This window comes from Bradyrhizobium manausense, from assembly GCF_018129685.1.
GTDB classification, from domain to species: Bacteria; Pseudomonadota; Alphaproteobacteria; order Rhizobiales; family Xanthobacteraceae; genus Bradyrhizobium; species Bradyrhizobium manausense_D.
On record NZ_JAFCLG010000001.1, the window covers coordinates 705,678 to 721,799 of the forward strand.

At 63.5% G+C, this 16,122-nt stretch carries 17 protein-coding genes; 7 read left to right on the forward strand and 10 right to left on the reverse strand.

The window, feature by feature from the left end; all coding sequences use genetic code 11:
- Nucleotides 1–43 precede the first annotated feature (43 nt).
- The 7 genes from JQ621_RS03465 to JQ621_RS03495 form a co-directional block, all read right to left on the reverse strand.
- Nucleotides 44–415, reverse strand: a complete 372-nt coding sequence (locus tag JQ621_RS03465; protein WP_007609827.1) for an SUF system Fe-S cluster assembly protein — start codon at nucleotides 413–415, stop codon at nucleotides 44–46.
- Nucleotides 412–1,659 carry a cysteine desulfurase gene (locus JQ621_RS03470; protein WP_212232998.1) on the reverse strand — a complete coding sequence of 416 codons (1,248 nt, stop codon included), beginning with the start codon at nucleotides 1,657–1,659 and terminating at the stop codon, nucleotides 412–414. Before JQ621_RS03470 ends, JQ621_RS03465 begins: the two co-directional genes overlap by 4 nt.
- Entirely contained in the window at nucleotides 1,656–2,978 is a 1,323-nt protein-coding gene (gene sufD, locus JQ621_RS03475; RefSeq protein ID WP_212232999.1) for a Fe-S cluster assembly protein SufD, read from the reverse strand. Before sufD ends, JQ621_RS03470 begins: the two co-directional genes overlap by 4 nt.
- A gap of 11 nt (nucleotides 2,979–2,989) precedes the next feature.
- Nucleotides 2,990–3,742: a Fe-S cluster assembly ATPase SufC gene (gene sufC / locus JQ621_RS03480; protein ID WP_212233000.1), complete on the reverse strand. Its 753-nt coding sequence runs from the start codon at nucleotides 3,740–3,742 to the stop codon at nucleotides 2,990–2,992.
- A gap of 133 nt (nucleotides 3,743–3,875) precedes the next feature.
- Nucleotides 3,876–5,372 carry a Fe-S cluster assembly protein SufB gene (sufB, locus tag JQ621_RS03485; protein ID WP_212233001.1) on the reverse strand — a complete coding sequence of 499 codons (1,497 nt, stop codon included), beginning with the start codon at nucleotides 5,370–5,372 and terminating at the stop codon, nucleotides 3,876–3,878.
- 113 nt (nucleotides 5,373–5,485) lie between these two features.
- Nucleotides 5,486–6,625 carry a cysteine desulfurase family protein gene (locus JQ621_RS03490; protein ID WP_212233002.1) on the reverse strand — a complete coding sequence of 380 codons (1,140 nt, stop codon included), beginning with the start codon at nucleotides 6,623–6,625 and terminating at the stop codon, nucleotides 5,486–5,488.
- A 51-nt stretch (nucleotides 6,626–6,676) separates the two neighbouring features.
- Complete coding sequence (locus tag JQ621_RS03495; protein WP_212233003.1) at nucleotides 6,677–7,870, reverse strand: acyltransferase family protein; 1,194 nt, start codon at nucleotides 7,868–7,870, stop codon at nucleotides 6,677–6,679.
- A gap of 155 nt (nucleotides 7,871–8,025) precedes the next feature.
- Here JQ621_RS03495 and JQ621_RS35295 point away from each other — a divergent pair, with 155 nt between their 5' ends.
- The 4 genes from JQ621_RS35295 (at nucleotide 8,026) to JQ621_RS03510 (ending at nucleotide 10,371) form a co-directional block, all read left to right on the forward strand.
- Complete coding sequence (locus tag JQ621_RS35295; RefSeq protein WP_249124627.1) at nucleotides 8,026–8,448, forward strand: hypothetical protein; 423 nt, start codon at nucleotides 8,026–8,028, stop codon at nucleotides 8,446–8,448.
- Between the two features lie 164 nt (nucleotides 8,449–8,612).
- Complete coding sequence (locus tag JQ621_RS35300; protein ID WP_312015393.1) at nucleotides 8,613–8,867, forward strand: LytTR family DNA-binding domain-containing protein; 255 nt, start codon at nucleotides 8,613–8,615, stop codon at nucleotides 8,865–8,867.
- Between the two features lie 336 nt (nucleotides 8,868–9,203).
- The gene (locus tag JQ621_RS03505) at nucleotides 9,204–9,851 is read left to right on the forward strand and encodes an alpha/beta hydrolase (protein WP_008143006.1); all 648 of its coding nucleotides are present in this window, start codon (nucleotides 9,204–9,206) and stop codon (nucleotides 9,849–9,851) included.
- A 7-nt stretch (nucleotides 9,852–9,858) separates the two neighbouring features.
- Complete coding sequence (locus JQ621_RS03510; protein WP_212233004.1) at nucleotides 9,859–10,371, forward strand: DUF1697 domain-containing protein; 513 nt, start codon at nucleotides 9,859–9,861, stop codon at nucleotides 10,369–10,371.
- Here JQ621_RS03510 and JQ621_RS03515 read toward each other — a convergent pair.
- The 3 genes from JQ621_RS03515 to JQ621_RS03525 form a co-directional block, all read right to left on the reverse strand.
- Nucleotides 10,368–10,691, reverse strand: a complete 324-nt coding sequence (locus tag JQ621_RS03515) for a DMT family transporter (protein WP_212233005.1) — start codon at nucleotides 10,689–10,691, stop codon at nucleotides 10,368–10,370. The two genes, JQ621_RS03510 and JQ621_RS03515, sit on opposite strands and share 4 nt — an antisense overlap.
- Before the next feature lie 10 nt (nucleotides 10,692–10,701).
- Nucleotides 10,702–11,379 carry a glutathione S-transferase family protein gene (locus JQ621_RS03520; RefSeq protein WP_212233006.1) on the reverse strand — a complete coding sequence of 226 codons (678 nt, stop codon included), beginning with the start codon at nucleotides 11,377–11,379 and terminating at the stop codon, nucleotides 10,702–10,704.
- Nucleotides 11,380–11,476: 97 nt separating this feature from the next.
- Nucleotides 11,477–12,580: an anhydro-N-acetylmuramic acid kinase gene (locus JQ621_RS03525; protein WP_212233007.1), complete on the reverse strand. Its 1,104-nt coding sequence runs from the start codon at nucleotides 12,578–12,580 to the stop codon at nucleotides 11,477–11,479.
- Between the two features lie 166 nt (nucleotides 12,581–12,746).
- Here JQ621_RS03525 and tyrS point away from each other — a divergent pair, with 166 nt between their 5' ends.
- From tyrS to JQ621_RS03540, 3 genes are all read left to right on the forward strand, one after another.
- A complete protein-coding gene (tyrS, locus tag JQ621_RS03530) occupies nucleotides 12,747–14,000 on the forward strand; it encodes a tyrosine--tRNA ligase (RefSeq protein ID WP_212233008.1) in 1,254 nt (417 codons plus the stop codon).
- Between the two features lie 56 nt (nucleotides 14,001–14,056).
- The gene (locus tag JQ621_RS03535) at nucleotides 14,057–15,307 is read left to right on the forward strand and encodes an MFS transporter (protein WP_212233009.1); all 1,251 of its coding nucleotides are present in this window, start codon (nucleotides 14,057–14,059) and stop codon (nucleotides 15,305–15,307) included.
- A 220-nt stretch (nucleotides 15,308–15,527) separates the two neighbouring features.
- Nucleotides 15,528–15,974, forward strand: coding sequence for a DoxX family protein (locus JQ621_RS03540; protein ID WP_212233010.1), 447 nt, complete (start codon nucleotides 15,528–15,530; stop codon nucleotides 15,972–15,974).
- The last annotated feature ends 148 nt before the right edge of the window (nucleotides 15,975–16,122 follow it).

Below are 16,122 nucleotides of genomic sequence, written 5' to 3' on the forward strand. Positions count from 1 at the left end.
GGAGCGAATTCAATGCCAGTTGTGCAAAGCAGTAGCGTACGCGTCACCACATGTTGAGCACGAGGCGAGCCTCGTCGCTCATGCGTTCCGGCGTCCAGGCCGGCTCCCAGACCACCTTGACGTCGACCACGCCGACGCCGGGGACGCTGGCGACAGCGTTCTCGACCATGGTCGGCAGCTCGCCTGCGGCCGGGCAGTTCGGCGTCGTCAGCGTCATCTGGACGTCGACGGAACGGTCGTCCTTGATCTCGACCTTGTAGATCAGGCCGAGTTCGTAGATGTCCGCCGGAATTTCCGGGTCGAACACGGTCTTGAGGCCCGCGATGATCTCGGTGGTGAGACGCTCGGTCTCCTCCGGCGGCAGCGCCGAACGGGTCTCCATCGGATTGGCTTTGATTTCGGCCGTGTCACTCATGCGAACAAATCCCGCGCCTTGAGCAGCGCCTGTGCCAGATGATCGACTTCTTCCCGCGTATTATACATGCCGAACGAGGCCCGGCATGTGGCCGTGACGTTGAACCGCTCTAAAAGCGGCATCACGCAATGGGTGCCGGCGCGCACCGCGATACCCTGGCGGTCGATCACGGTGGCAACGTCGTGAGCATGTGCGCCCTTGAGCTCGAACGAGATCACCGGGCCCTTGCCCCGCGCGGTGCCGATCAACCGCAGCGAGTTGATCTCGCGCAGCCTCTCCTGGGCGTAGGCGGTGAGATCGGCCTCGTGCGCGGCGATGCGCTCCTTGCCGATCGAATTGACGTAGTCGATGGCGGCGCCGAGGCCGACGGCCTCGACGATCGCCGGCGTGCCCGCCTCGAATTTGTGCGGGGGATCGCCGTAGGTGACGACATCCTGCGACACTTCGCGGATCATCTCGCCGCCGCCATTGTAGGGGCGCATCGCGACGAGGTGGTCGTATTTGGCCCAGAGCACGCCGATGCCGGTCGGCCCGTACACCTTGTGACCGGTGAAAACGTAGAAATCGCAGCCGATGTCCTGGACATCGACCGGCAGATGCACCGCGCCCTGGCTGCCGTCGACCAGCACGGGAATTCCGCGGGCATGAGCGATCTTTACGACATCCTTGACCGGCACGATGGTGCCCAGCGCGTTCGACATCTGCGTGATCGCGACCAGTTTGGTCTTCGACGTCAGCAGCTTCTCGAACTCCTCGATGAGGAAATTGCCCTCGTCGTCAACAGGCGCCCATTTGATCACGGCACCCTGGCGTTCCCTCAGGAAATGCCACGGCACGATATTGGAGTGGTGCTCCATGATCGAGATGACGATCTCGTCGCCGTCTTTGATGTTCGGCCCGCCCCAGGACGAGGCGACCAGGTTGATCGCCTCCGTCGCGTTGCGGGTGAAGATCACTTCCTCAGTCCGGGCAGCGTTGATGAACTGGGCGACCTTGGTGCGGCCGCCCTCATAGGCTTCGGTGGCGGCATTGGCGAGATAATGCAGGCCGCGATGGACGTTGGCGTATTCGCTCGTATAGGCCTGCGTCATGCGATCGAGCACCGCGCTCGGCTTCTGCGCGGACGCCGCGTTATCGAGATAGACCAGCGGCTTGCCATAGACCTGCAGGCTAAGCGCCGGAAAGTCCTGGCGCACGCGCGCGACATCGTAAGCACCGTTCTTGACTGCGGGATGCGTGCTCATGACCGGCGCTCCAGCCAGCGCTCGGCCATCCCGATCACGTGCTCGCGCAAACCGTCATCGGCGATCTGCTCGATCGCTTCGCCGACGAAGGCCTGGATCAGCAGCGCCTGGGCCTGCTTCTCGGGCAGGCCGCGCGCCTTCAGATAGAACAGCAGGCTCTCGTCCAGCGCGCCGGCGGTGGCGCCGTGGCCGCAGGAGACGTCGTCGGCAAAGATTTCGAGTTCAGGCTTGTTATCGGCCTCGGCTTCGTCCGAGAGCAGCAGCGCCCGCGTCATCATCTTGCCATCGGTCTTCTGCGCATCGGGACGGACGATGATGCGGCCCTGGAATACCGAGTGGGCGCGTTCGTCGATCACGGCACGGAAGATCTCGCGGCTGGTGCAGTTCGGCACGGCGTGGTCGACCACCAGCGTGGTGTCGCCGTGCTCGGTCTTCTGCAACAGGTTGACGCCATTGGCCGAGAGTTCGCTGCCCTCGCCCGCCAGCGTGATGAAGCCCTGCAGGCGGCTGACGGCGGCGCCGGTGGTCATGTTGAAGAAGTTGAGCTTGGTGTTGGCTCCGACCGTGACGAACTGCGAGGTGATGTTCACCGCATCAGGCGCATCGTCCATCAGGCGGATATGCGCGACGTCGGCGTCATCGCTGATCCATAGCACCACCGCATCGTTGACGTGATAGCCGCTGGTCTTTCCTGCAGCGACGAAGCTCTCGACGATCGTAGCGCGGGCGCCTTTGCCGATCCGCAGATGCGACCGCGTGAAGGCAGACGCGCCAGTCGCAGTCGCGACATGAATGAGCTGAATGGGCGCGGACAACTGCGCGCCGTCGGCAATCGTAACCACCACGCCATCCGTCGCCATCGCGGCATTCAGCGAGATGACCGCATCAGTCGCGACCGTCTGAAGAAGATCACTTGCGGCGGGATTGGCCTCGCTGTCCAGGATCTCACGCAGCGTCTTGAAGCCCGCCTCGGTGGCAAGCGCCTTGACGTCGGAGAGATCGGCCGCAAACACGCCGTCGACCAGCACCAGCTTGCTGGCGCCAGCGATTGCATGGGCCTTCACGGCTTCTGCGGCGCGCTTCAGCGCGGCCCCATCGGGGCTGGCTGCCAGCGGCAGCACCTCGCCGACGAGCGCGCGCAAGTCAGTGTATTTCCATTCCTCGATCCGGCGATGCGGCAAGCCGAGCCGCTCATAGGTCTCGAAGGCCTCGCGGCGCACGGCGATCACATCGGGCGAACCCGGCAGCCGGGCTTCGGCGCTGGTGAAGAGATCGCTCACCGCGCGGCCCTTTCCGGTCTTTGCCACAGCAACGTTCATTGCAAAATTCCTTACGCGGCGTCCTCGAACTGGGCGTAGCCCGACGCTTCCAGCTCCAGCGCCAGTTCCTTGCCGCCGCTCTTCACGACGCGGCCCTTCGACATCACGTGCACCACGTCGGGCACGATGTAGTTCAGCAACCGCTGATAGTGGGTGATCACGACCATCGCGCGCTCGGGCGAGCGCAGCGCGTTGACGCCATCGGCCGCGATGCGCAGCGCGTCGATGTCGAGGCCGGAATCCATCTCGTCGAGGATGCACAGGCTCGGCTCGAACAGCGCCATCTGCAGCACCTCGTTGCGCTTCTTCTCGCCACCGGAGAAGCCGACATTGACGCCGCGCTTGAGCATGTCCTGCGGGATGCCGAGCGACTTCGAAACTTCGCGAACCTTCTTCAAGAAGTCAGGCGTCGAATATTCGCTCTCGCCACGCGCCTTGCGCTGCGCATTCAGCGCGGTGCGCAGGAAGGTCATGGTGGCGACGCCGGGAATCTCGACGGGATACTGGAACGCCAGGAACACGCCCTTGGCGGCGCGCACGTCCGGCGACATCTCCAGCAGATCCTCACCCCTGAACAGGATCTGACCGCCCGTGACCTCATAGCCGGGCTTGCCGGCGATGACGTGGGAGAGCGTCGACTTGCCGGAGCCGTTCGGCCCCATGATCGCGTGCACCTGGCCCTCGTTCACGGTCAGCGTCAGCCCATGAAGGATCTCACGCTCCTCGACACGAACCTTTAGGTCTTTCACTTCAAGCAAAGCCATAATGTTTTTTCCATCTATCCCCTCATCCTGAGGAGCGCCGAAGGCGCGTCTCGAAGGATTGAGGCCACCAATCTTTCCGGCCTCCATCCTTCGAGACGGCCGCGTGCGCGGCCTCCTCGGGATGAAGTCCGAGCTAGCCGACCGACCCTTCAAGCGAGATCGAGATCAGCTTCTGCGCTTCCACCGCGAATTCCATCGGCAGCTGCTGCAGCACGTCCTTGACGAAGCCATTGACGACGAGGCCGACGGCCTCCTCCTGGCTGAGACCGCGCTGGATGCAGTAGAACAGCACGTCCTCGGAGATCTTCGAGGTCGTGGCCTCATGCTCGAACGTCGCCGACGAGTTCTTGGCTTCGATGTAGGGCACGGTGTGCGCGCCGCATTTGTCGCCGATCAGCAGCGAATCGCACGCCGTGAAGTTGCGCGCGCCGGTCGCCTTGCGATGTGCCGTCACGAGGCCGCGATAGGTGTTCTGCGACTTGCCCGCCGCGATGCCCTTGGAGATGATGCGGCTCGACGTGTTCTTGCCGAGATGGATCATCTTGGTGCCCGAATCGACCTGCTGATAGCCGTTCGAGATCGCGATCGAATAGAACTCGCCGCTCGAATTGTCGCCACGCAGGATGCAGCTCGGATATTTCCAGGTGATGGCGGAGCCGGTCTCCACCTGGGTCCAGGAAATCTTGGAGCGGTCGCCGCGGCAATCGCCACGCTTGGTGACGAAATTGTAGATGCCGCCCTTGCCTTCCGAATTGCCCGGATACCAGTTCTGCACCGTCGAATATTTGATCTCGGCGTCGTCATGCGCGACGAGCTCGACCACGGCAGCGTGCAACTGGTTCTCGTCGCGCTGCGGCGCGGTGCAGCCTTCGAGATAGCTGACATAGGCGCCCTTGTCGGCGATGATCAGCGTGCGCTCGAACTGGCCGGTGTTGCGCTCGTTGATGCGGAAATAGGTCGACAGCTCCATCGGGCAGCGCACGCCCGGCGGCACGTACACGAACGATCCATCGGAGAACACCGCCGAGTTCAGCGTCGCGTAGAAATTGTCCGAGGTCGGGACCACCGAGCCGAGATATTTCTGCACCAGTTCGGGATGCTCGCGGATCGCCTCCGAGATCGGCATGAAGATCACGCCGGCCTTCTTCAGCTCCGCCTTGAAGGTGGTCGCGACCGAGACCGAGTCGAACACCGCGTCGACCGCGATCTTGCGCCTGTTAGGATCCTGATCGCCGGGCTTCGGCTCGACGCCTTCCAGCATCGCGACTTCGCGCAGGGGAATGCCGAGCTTCTCGTACGTCTTGAGAATCTCCGGATCGATCTCGTCCAGCGAGGTGATCGTCTTCTTCGGCTTTGGCGCCGAATAATAATACAGGTCCTGGAAGTCGATCTTGGGATAGTCGACGCGCGCCCAGGTCGGCTCGGTCATGGTCAGCCAGCGCCGATAGGCCTCGAGCCGCCACTGGAGCATCCAGGCGGGTTCGTTCTTCTTCTCGGAGATGAACTTGACGGTTTCTTCCGACAGCCCCTTGGGAGCCTTGTCGGACTCGATCAGGGTCTCAAACCCATAACGATACTGGTCGACGTCGATGCGCTTGACGCGCTCGACCGTCTCTTGGACGGCTGGCATTCTATCCTCCGCTCGTGGTTTCAAGGACCACGGTGGATCAAACTCGAACGAGTATTACGATGTTTCTGGCCGGAAAGCACGGGCTTAGAACCGTTCAAGCCGTGTTTCGTCGCTTAGGCTCTAAGTAGGGTATTACCGAGCTTTCGCCAAGCCTCTAACGCCCGATTGATATCCTCGGGCTGCGTGGACCAGCCCAGACTGAGGCGCACCGCTCCCTGGGCCACGGCAGGATCGTACCCCATCGCCGAGAGCACATGGGATGGCTGGACCTTGCCCGAGGAACAGGCCGAACCGGAAGATACGGCCACGCCTTCGAGATCGAAGCCGATGACAGCCGTCTCGGCCTTGAGGCCGGGCGCGGTAAACAAAACAGTATTCGACAACCTCTTCACGTCGCTCGCGAAGATCGTCGCCCCGGCGATCGATCGAATTCCATTTTCCAAGCGATCTCTGAGGCTTGCCATTCGCTCCGCATCCTGAGGCAGAGCGTGAAGGGCAGCCTTTACCGCAGCCCCAAAGCCGGCGATTCCCGCGACATTCTCGGTTCCCGCCCGCCGGCCGAGTTCCTGTCCGCCGCCTCGAAGCACCGGCTCCAGCCCGGCCAGCCCCTCGGCCACCACCAGCGCGCCGACACCCTTGGGACCGCCGATCTTATGCGCAGAAAAGGTCGCAAGGTCCGCGCCTACCGCATTCATATTGAACGCAATTTTGCCGAGCGCCTGGATCGCATCGACGTGCAGGAGGCCTCCGGCCGCGTGAATGACCCGCGCGGCCTCGGCGACCGGCTGGAGGGCGCCGGTCTCATTGTTCGCCGCCATGATCGAGACCAGCGCTGGCGGGCCGTCGGCGAGCATGTCTGCAAGATGGTCGAGATCGACCACACCGGAGCGAGTCGCACGGATCTGGCCGATCGCCCCCGCCGGGAATCGGCCACCGGCAAGCACCGACGCATGCTCGATGGCCGAGACCAGCAGCCGCTGGACCGGCTCGCCCGACGGACCACGCAGCCCGGGCGACAGCGCCAGCGCGTTGGCCTCGGTTCCGGCAGAGGTGAAGACGACGTTCCTCGGCAGCGCGCCCACGGCCGCAGCCAGCGCGGTGCGGGCCTCCTCGACAAGCCGCCGCGCCTCCCGCCCCTCGGCATGGACCGAGGAAGGATTGCCGATCAGCTCATAAGCGGCCAGCATCGCCGCGCGCGCCTCGGCGCGCAGCGGCGTGGTCGCGTTCCAGTCGAGATAGACGCGGCTTGGCATGGCGCCCTCTTAGCACCTTTTGTCCTCTCGCCAATCGGGCGCCGCCGCACATCAGGCCGGCTGTTGCTGCGCGATCCCGCCAACGGAACGCGGCTCCATCCGCAACCCGAACAGCGGGCGTAGCCAACCGATCCGCCGCACGATCTCGTAGGTCGCCGCACAAGTGAGCGCGGTGCCTGATATCACGAGTGTGGCCTCGCTCGCCGCGGACAGGCTGCTGCCCTTCAACAGGTGCGCGATCACGATGATCGCGGTCTGATGCACGATGTAATAGGGAAACATCGCATCGGTCAGATAGCGTCTCACCGGTCCATCGGCCGTCAGATGACGTCGGGCAAAGCCGAGCACGGCCGCCATCGCCAGCCATTGGTAGCAGCCATAGGCCGAGCCGGCGAACCATCGGAGCATCGGCGAGCGCGGCAACACGCCGACGTAAACGAGAACGAACACGGTGAAGCTGGCCGCTGCGAACAACAGTGCCACCCACCGTCGCCGCTCGATGTCCCGCCAGAAGCTGTCCTGCCGGGCGAGCAGGAAGCCGATCAGAAACGCGCTCGCATAATCCGCATGATTGTACCAGTCGCCGAACAGCGCGTGCGTCGACGGGAAGATCGGCGACAGAAACAACCGCGAGAGCGCAAACAGCAGGCACGGCAGCACGAGGAGCCATGGCCCGGCGAGCACGGCCGCGAGCCTCTCGCCAATCCAATCCGCAGCCGCCGGCCACAGGGACAGCACGCCAGCCAGGGCCATCGTGTAGACCCAGAGATACACTACGAACCAGAGATGGTTCCACGTTGGCTGCACGATGCAGGGGGTCGGACAGAACTGCGCGCTGAACGCCAGATAATGGTGGAGGTAATAATCGGCGAAACCTTGGGGATAGCCGAGGCTCTCGACGATCTGGAGGTAGGACTGCGGCGGCACGACCACGAGCATGCCGAAGATCAGCGGGATCAAGAGCCGCATTGATCGCCCCCGGGCGAACGCCGCCAGACGGACCTTGCCCAGCATGAAGCGGCTGGCAACCCCGGAGACCAGGAACAGCAGCGACAGCCGCCAGGGATTGAGCACCAGCATTGCCGGCTCGAGCCAGGTCAGCCGGTGCTCGCTCTTGATGTGAAACCCCCAGGACACGTAGAGCATACCGACATGGTAGAAAATCAGCAGCCCGAAGGCTAAAATCCGCACCCAATCCAGATCGATGCGTCGTTCCGGGTTTGATGCTTGTCGTGGTATTGACATGGGTCTCTGCCCCTTGACGGGAAGACATCAGTGGTTTTGGGGCCATGGCTGACGGCCAAAATGCTCCCGAAATGGAGCGCCTCGAGACGGTTTGGGATCGGGACCGAACGCGAGGGGACGAGGCGTCGTCCTCAGGGATGAGCGGTTGGCGCGGCGTGACCAGCAGCGACTGGAGGACGTACGCTGCGATCGCCGCCATTGCGCTCGCGATCGGTATCGTCAACGCACTCTCCGGCGCACAGGACGCCGCCTGGCGCGGCGACAGCTATGACATTGGCCGGCGCCTGTTCTGGGAGATGTCGAGCATCATCGTCATCCTGGCGCTGGTGCCGATCCTGACGCTGTCGCTCCGGCGCATGCGCCGGGCGACGAGGCTGGCGGCGCGGGTCGGAATTGCCGCGGCCGCCCTGCTCGGCTTCTCGGCCCTTCACATCGCGGGCATGGTGGGCTTGCGGAAGTTCATGCTCTGGCTGGCAGGCAGCGCCTACGACTTCCATTTCTCGCTGGCGTCGGTCCTGTACGAGTTCCGCAAGGACGCGGTGACGGCATTGCTGATTGGGGGGCTACGCTCTGGCTGATCGACAGCCGCCGCGAACTGCGCAGGGCCGCACAAGAAGCCCGGCTCATTCCGGCCGCAACGTCCGGGCAACCATCCGCCGATCCGATCTGGCTCCGGGACGGCACCAGCCGCATTCGCGTCGCGCCGCGCGACATCCTGTGGGTCGCCTCCGCCGGCAATTACATTGAATATTGCCTAGCCAACGGCACCCAGCACCTGATCCGGGGCACTCTTGCCGCAACCGAAAGCGAGCTCGCCCGTTTCGCCATCGTGCGCGTGCACCGGACCCGGCTTGCCAATCTCGACCGCGTGAGCGGCGTGGACTTCAAGCCGTCAGGGGATTTCGAGCTTACATTCGACAACGGCAAGACGCTTGGCGGCAGCCGCCGTTACCGGCCCACGGTCGCGTCACTGGGAAGCCGGACGGCGCCCGCGTAAATCGTTCGCCGAATAAACGATCGTGATTCCAATGAGTTATCACCACAATGCACTTTGCCACCGCCCTGCTCGATCCCGGCCGCGTCAGGCGTGACATCGGGATGACCGGCTAAGCTCTTGAGTGCATTGGCAGATGTCGAAGATGCTTGCTTTTTGCCCCGCAGCCTATGTTAGAACGCGCACCGTCAAGTCACCGCGCGCCGTCTGCGCATCACCGCGAGGCGCACGCCTTCTCATCCTTCCATTCGCGCTTTCGTCGGCATCGCTGTCGATGAGGGCCACAATCGGTTGATTGCCAAGGGTCACCTCTCCAGCAAATCAATCCAGAGATCATCAATGCCTGAAGTCATTTTCGCCGGCCCCGCTGGCCGCCTCGAGGGCCGCTATCACCCCGCCAAGCAGAAGAACGCGCCGATCGCGATGATCCTGCATCCGCATCCGCAGTTTCACGGCACGATGAATCATCAGATCGTGTACCAGTGCTATTACGCCTTTGCGCATCGCGGCTTCTCGGTGCTGCGCTTCAACTTCCGCGGCGTCGGCCGCAGCCAGGGCTCGTTCGACCACGGCACCGGCGAATTGTCTGATGCGGCGGCAGCCCTGGACTGGGCGCAGACCATCAATCCCGAAGCGCGCGCCTGCTGGGTCGCCGGCTTCTCCTTCGGCGCCTGGATCGGCATGCAGTTGCTGATGCGCCGCCCAGAGGTCGAAGGTTTCATCTCGATCGCACCGCCGGCCAACCTCTACGACTTTTCGTTCCTTGCGCCCTGCCCGTCCTCGGGTCTGATCGTGCATGGCGAGAAGGACGCCGTGGTGCCGCCGAAGGATGTCAACACGCTGGTCGAGAAGCTGAAGACGCAGAAGGGCATCGTGATCGACCAGCAGGTCATCCCCGGCGCCAACCATTTCTTCGACGCCAAGCTTGAGCCGCTGATGGAAACCATCACGGCGTATCTCGACATGCGCCTCGCCAACGTGCGGTAAGGATGACATGCCCGCGTTCGTAGCCCTGCTGCGCGCGGTCAATGTCGGAGGCACCGGCAAGCTGCCGATGACAGAGCTCAAGGCAATGTGCGAAGAGCTCGGCTTTGCCGCCGTGCGCACCTACATCGCCAGCGGCAATGTGGTCTTCACCAGCCGCAAATCGGAATCCGCGATCAAGGCCGCACTGGAAAAACGCCTGCACGCCTACGCTGGCGCGCCGGTCGGTGTGCTGGTGCGCAGCGCAGCCGAGATGGCGGACGTTTTGGCCAACAATCCGTTTCCCAAAATGGCACCGAACCGCGCGGTCGCAATCTTCCTCGACAAGGCGCCGCCAGCAGATGCGCTTGCCGGAATACGCGGCCAGAGAGATGAAGAGATCAAGCTCGGCCACCGCGAGATCTATGTGCATTACGGGGACGGCATGGGAACGTCGAAGCTCGTCATCCCCGCCGCCAAAACCGGCACCGCACGGAATATGAACACCATCGCGACGCTGGCGAAGATGGCCGCGGAGCTCTAGGCCAACTTCAGCGCAACGATCCCCATCAACACCAGCGCGATACCCGCAAGCTTCATCGCACTCAAACTCTCGCCGAACAGCGCGATGCCCATGACGAAGGTGCCGGCCGCGCCGATGCCGGTCCATACCGAATAGGCAACGCCGACCTCGAGCACCTTCAAGGCGCGCCCCAGCAGGAAGACGAACGCGGCGAGGAGCCCGAGCGAGAGGATGCTCCAGCCCACCCGCGTGTAGCCTTCGGCGTACTTCATTGAAATCGCCCCGCCGACATCGAGCAGGCCGGCGATCAGCAGCATGAGCCAGGCCAAAGACTGCGACATCTGCGGGCGCTCAGGCCGCGAGCTTGAGCAGATGCGCGTCGTGGCGCACGAGGAACGCGCGCAGCAATTGCGGATAGTCCGCACCGACCGCGGTGCGGACGCTTGGACGCTTCGCAAGTTCCGCGCGCCAGGCGCGAACCTTGGGCACATCGCGGAAGATGCCGTGCTCGGCCAGTTCGTCGAAGAGATCGAAATAGCGGAAGATCGGCGCGAACACCGCATCGACCAGGCTGAACGCATCTCCCGCGAAGAACGGGCCCTCACCGAGCGCAGCTTCGACACGCGCGAATTTTGCCGTGAGCGCCTGGCGTTTGCTCTCGAAGGTCGCCGGTTCCGTCGTCGTCTCCAACCCCCAGAGATCGCCGAGGATCGCCGAGCCGAACTCCATCCAGGCGCGATGCTCGGCCCGCTCGAGCGGATCGCCCGGATGCAGCTTCGCGCCGCCTTGCGTCTCCTCGATGTACTCGCAGATGACGTTGCTCTCGAACAGCGCGACCTCGCCTTTCTCTGTCTTCACCACCAGCACCGGCACCTTGCCGAGCGGCGACAGTTTCAGGAACCAGTCGGGCTTGTTGGCGAGATCGATATCGACCCGCTCGAACGGCACGCCCTTTTCCTTCAGCGCGATCACGGCGCGCTGCACATAGGGACATAGCTTATGGCTGATCAGTTTCAATGAAGTGGTCATGGCGCGATCCCGGCGGTTAGATGCAGTTGCATCCATATAGATGCAATTGCATGCACCCGTCAAGATAAATGCATTTGCATCAATCAACCTTACCGGCTCACGGCCGCGCGATCACCCCGCCCGTCATCGGCATCGGCACGCCTGTGGTGGCCGGATAGGACAGCGGCAGCCCCTTCAGACCGCGAGCAGCGAGGAAGCCGAAGGCCTGCGCCTCGATGGCGTCGGAGGCCCAGCCCAGCGTTTCGGCAGCTTCGACAGTCGCCGCCCCGACCCGCTCTCGCAGCATGCGCAGCATGGTGAGGTTGCGCGCACCGCCGCCGCAGACGATCCAGCTGCGCGGCCGCCGCGGCAGCAAGGGAACGATGCGGGCGATTGCGGCCGCGGTGAAGGCGGTGAGTGTGGCAGCGCCATCGGCCGGCGCCACATCGCCGAGCTTCAAGCCGGCAAAGTCGTTGCGGTCGAGCGATTTCGGCGGCGGGCTTGCGAAGAACGGCAGCTCCAGCGCCCTTGCGATCCAGGCTTCATCCACCTTGCCAAGGGCTGCGAACTTGCCTTCCGCATCGAATGCCTGGTTCATGGTGCGATACATGAAATCGTCCAGCAGCGCGTTGCCGGGCCCGGTGTCGCAGGCGATCAGCGTGTCGTTGCCGTCGATATAGGTGATGTTGGAGACGCCGCCGATATTGACCACGACGATCGGCCCCTCGCGTTCCAGTGAGTTGGCGAGGGCCCGGTGGTAAACCGGGACGAAGGGCGCGCCCTGCCCGCCGGCCTCGACGTCGGCGGCACGGAAATCGTGCATCACGGGGATATGGATCGCCCGAGCTAGCGCCGTTGCATCGCCGATCTGCACCGTCAGCCGCCGCTCGGGCCGATGCAGCACGGTCTGGCCGTGGAAGCCGACGATGTCGATCTCCTCCGGCTTCATCCGGTTCTGGGCGATGAAGGCAGCGACCGCCTCGGCATGCGCCAGCGTCACCGCGCGCTCGGCCTCGGCGAGAATGCCCGGCCGGGCATCGCGTTGCTGCAGGTGCACCGCTTCGGAGAGCGCCTGGCGCAGCAGATTGCGTTCGGCCGGGCTGTAGGGCCGATAGCCTGACGGTCCGAACGCCTTGACCTGCCTTCCGTCGGTTTCGATCAGCGCGACATCCACCCCGTCCAGCGAGGTGCCGCTCATCAAACCGAGTGCCGTCAACATCATGGGATCAGCGTCCTCAAAACACCCCCTCTGGCATGCCGATCTTGTGCCAGAGGGACACATCTTATAATGCCACAGCGCCAAGTGGCGGGCGGCAATCGAGTTCCAGCGGAAGACCCTTAAATTGCTCCCAAAACAGTAAACCAAGAATTGTCAGGCATGCCGACAGATGACTGCATTTAAATCGGATTTCCTCAACACCCTGCAGGAACGTGGATTCATCCACCAATGCTCCGATTTCGAGGGGCTGGACGCGCTCGCCGCCAAGGGCGATGCGGTCGCCTATGTCGGCTACGACTGTACTGCCCGCTCGCTGCATATCGGCAACTACCTGACCATGATGATGCTGCACTGGCTGCAGCAGTCCGGCAACAAGCCGATCACGTTGATGGGCGGCGGCACCACCATGGTCGGCGACCCCTCCGGCAAGGACGAGACGCGCGCAATCCGCACCGTTGCCGAGATCGAGGCCAACAAGGCCTCGATCCGCGGCGTGTTCGCAAAAGTGCTGCGCTATGGCGATGGCAAGAGCGACGCCATCATGCTCGATAATGCAGAATGGCTGACCAAGCTCAACTGGATCGAGATGCTGCGCGACGTCGGCCGGCACTTCTCGGTCAACCGCATGTTGACGATGGACTCCGTGCGCCTGCGCCTCGAGCGCGAGCAGGAGATGAGCTTCATCGAGTTCAACTACATGGTCTGCCAGGCCTACGACTTCGTCGAGCTCGCCAAGCGCACCGGTTGCCATCTGCAGATGGGCGGCTCGGACCAGTGGGGCAACATCATCATGGGCGTTGACCTCGGCCGCCGCATGGGCACCCATCAGTTGTACGCACTGACGACGCCGCTGCTGACCACGGCTTCGGGCGCCAAGATGGGCAAGACCGCGCAGGGCGCGGTGTGGCTCAACGCCGACCAGTTCAGCCCTTATGATTTCTGGCAATACTGGCGCAACACCGAGGACGCCGACGTCGGCAAGTTCCTGAAGCTGTTCACCACGCTGCCGATAGCCGAGATCAGGAAGCTCGAGGCGCTCGGCGGCTCGGAGATCAACGAGGCCAAGAAGGTGCTCGCGACGGAAGCGACCGCGCTGCTGCACGGCCGCGACGCTGCCAACGAAGCAGCCGAAACCGCGCGCCGCACCTTCGAGGAAGGCGCGCTCGCCGAGAGCCTGCCGACGGTGGAAATTCCGCGCGGCGAGCTGGAGGCCGGCATCGGCGTGCTCAACGCCTTCGTCAAGGCCGGTCTCGTTGCCTCCAATGGCGAGGCGCGGCGCCAGATCAAGGGCGGAGGCCTGCGCGTCAACGACGATGCCGTCACCGACGAGAAGATGGCGCTGTCCGCGGCCGACCTGACACCGGAAGGCGTGATCAAGCTGTCCTTCGGCAAGAAGAAGCACATCCTCATCAAGCCTGCATAGGCGTATGAGCTTTTGATGCTTGTCAGGGCGCGCCGAAGCGCGCTCCCTGATGGGCAATGGACCAGAAGACGCCCGGGGAAACATCCAAGGAAAGCGCGCAGCAAGGTGCGGTCCGCACCGCGATCGTCGTGCTCGCGCTGTGCTTCACGCTGGCCGTGCTTGGCCGCGGCCTCAGCGAGAGCTTTACGGTCTTCCTCAAGCCGATCTCTGAAAACTTCGGCTGGGACCGCGCGCAAGTCGTCTCGATCTATTCGCTGACCTGGCTCATCAGCGGATTGACGGCCCCGCTGGTCGGCCGCCTGTTCGATCATTCCGGACCGCGCATTGTCTATGCGCTCGGCCTGCTGCTGCTCGGCTCGGCGTTCCTGATCGCGGGTCGTGCAGAGGCACTCTGGCAATTCCAACTCTCGATCGGACTCTGCGTCGGCATCGGCGTTGCCTTCATCGGCAACGTGCCGAACTCGATCCTGCTGGGCCGCTGGTTCGGGCCGCGCCTGCCGACTGCGATGGCGGTGGTCTATTCCGCCATGGGCGGCGGCGTGCTCGCGCTGCTGCCGGCTTCGCAGCTCCTGATCGACCATCTCGGCTGGCGCGCGACCTACCAGGTCTACGGCTTCGCCACACTCGGCCTGCTGGTGCCGCTGATGCCCCTGCCCTGGCGCATGTTCGCAGCCGGCTCGCCCTATGTCACCAAGAAGACCGATCCCGATTTCATCGACAGCGGCTGGACGCTCGTGAGCGCGATGCGTCATCACGCGTTCTGGGCACTGTTCTCGACGTTCTTCTTCACCGCCGTCGGGATGTATGCGATCGCGGCCCAGATCGTGGCCTATCTGATCGACGCCGGATTTCCGCCGCTGCAGGCCGCGACGGCCTGGGGCTTTTCGGGCGTGGTGCTGGTGTTCGGCATGTTAGGGGTCTCCGCCCTCGACGGGCTGATCGGGCGCCGGCCTTCGGTTCTGCTGAGCTACGCGATCTCGATCCTCGGCATCGTCCTGCTCTGGCTGCTTCAGTATTATCCTGACGTCATTCTTCTCACCGGCTTCGTCGTCTGCTTCGGCAGCATGATGGGCTCGCGCGGTCCGCTGATCACGGCAACCGCGATGAAGATCTTTGGAGGTAAACGGGTCGGCACCATTTATGGCACGATCTCGATCGGCAGCGGGCTCGGCTCGGCCTTCGGCTCCTGGAGCGGCGGCCTGATCCACGATGCCACCCAAGGCTACAACGCGCTGCTCGTCTTCGCACTCGCGAGCGTGGTCCTCGGAATGATTCCATTTCTGATTGTACCCGCCTTGCGACGCTAGGTCTCCCGGAGGTAACCTGCATTCCTTCATGTCACCGGGGAACTACGGGCGGACACTGTGCGTAGACGATTGAAAATAGCGGATTGCACAGGGCTGAAACCACAGCCTGCGGTGTTTTGTCTGATATGACAAAAATGTCAGCGCGAATTGACCTGGCGCAGCTTGCAGGGCGGAACCGAATGCGTTCCTAGTCGCAGCATTGGATGGAGGGCACAAACCAATGAACTTTCTTTATCTCGCTCGCTTTCAACCGGTTCTCTTGAGCCTGTTTCGCTTCATCACTGGACTGCTGCTGTTCCAGTACGGCATGACCAAAATCTTCCACATCCCTCAGGTGGCGATGTTCGCCAATCCCCCGCCGCTGATCTGGACGGCCGGCCTGATCGAGCTGGTGCTCGGCGCCGCGTTGATGGTCGGACTGTTTACCCGCCTCTCGGCGTTCGTCCTGTCGGGTGAAATGGCCTTCGCTTATTTCATCGGCCACATGTTCCACCTTTCGAAGGAAGGCCCGCCAGTCTTCCTGCCGTTGCTCAACGGCGGCACCGCCGCGATCCTGTTCTGCTTCGCGTGCCTGTACCTCGCGGCCGCGGGCGGTGGTGCGGTCAGCGTCGATGCGCTGATCGGCAAGGAAAGCGACGCGCCGGGCGGCGCCTTCGCGCGGCGCTGACGCACGCCAACCGACCATGCAAGGCCGGCACTGGCGTTTCGCCGGTGCCGGCTCAGCGTGAGCCCAGCACGTTCCAGATCAGGACGAGGGTCGCCACAAGCAGCGCGGACATGATGATGCGGTTGACGAGCTTGTTCATTGCACGTCC

Coding starts and splice junctions, on each gene's coding strand:
- JQ621_RS03490 (WP_212233002.1), bottom strand. CDS start 6,625: ATGCCAAGCCGCGTCTATCTCGACTGGAACGCGACCACGCCGCTGCGC.
- JQ621_RS03515 (WP_212233005.1), bottom strand. CDS start 10,691: ATGTCGCAGTCTTTGGCCTGGCTCATGCTGCTGATCGCCGGCCTGCTC.
- JQ621_RS03505 (WP_008143006.1), top strand. CDS start 9,204: ATGCCTGAAGTCATTTTCGCCGGCCCCGCTGGCCGCCTCGAGGGCCGC.
- sufD (WP_212232999.1), bottom strand. CDS start 2,978: ATGAACGTTGCTGTGGCAAAGACCGGAAAGGGCCGCGCGGTGAGCGAT.
- JQ621_RS03470 (WP_212232998.1), bottom strand. CDS start 1,659: ATGAGCACGCATCCCGCAGTCAAGAACGGTGCTTACGATGTCGCGCGC.
- JQ621_RS03520 (WP_212233006.1), bottom strand. CDS start 11,379: ATGACCACTTCATTGAAACTGATCAGCCATAAGCTATGTCCCTATGTG.
- sufC (WP_212233000.1), bottom strand. CDS start 3,742: ATGGCTTTGCTTGAAGTGAAAGACCTAAAGGTTCGTGTCGAGGAGCGT.
- sufB (WP_212233001.1), bottom strand. CDS start 5,372: ATGCCAGCCGTCCAAGAGACGGTCGAGCGCGTCAAGCGCATCGACGTC.
- JQ621_RS03465 (WP_007609827.1), bottom strand. CDS start 415: ATGAGTGACACGGCCGAAATCAAAGCCAATCCGATGGAGACCCGTTCG.
- JQ621_RS03510 (WP_212233004.1), top strand. CDS start 9,859: ATGCCCGCGTTCGTAGCCCTGCTGCGCGCGGTCAATGTCGGAGGCACC.
- JQ621_RS03535 (WP_212233009.1), top strand. CDS start 14,057: ATGGACCAGAAGACGCCCGGGGAAACATCCAAGGAAAGCGCGCAGCAA.
- JQ621_RS03495 (WP_212233003.1), bottom strand. CDS start 7,870: ATGTCAATACCACGACAAGCATCAAACCCGGAACGACGCATCGATCTG.
- JQ621_RS03540 (WP_212233010.1), top strand. CDS start 15,528: ATGAACTTTCTTTATCTCGCTCGCTTTCAACCGGTTCTCTTGAGCCTG.
- JQ621_RS03525 (WP_212233007.1), bottom strand. CDS start 12,580: ATGATGTTGACGGCACTCGGTTTGATGAGCGGCACCTCGCTGGACGGG.
- tyrS (WP_212233008.1), top strand. CDS start 12,747: ATGACTGCATTTAAATCGGATTTCCTCAACACCCTGCAGGAACGTGGA.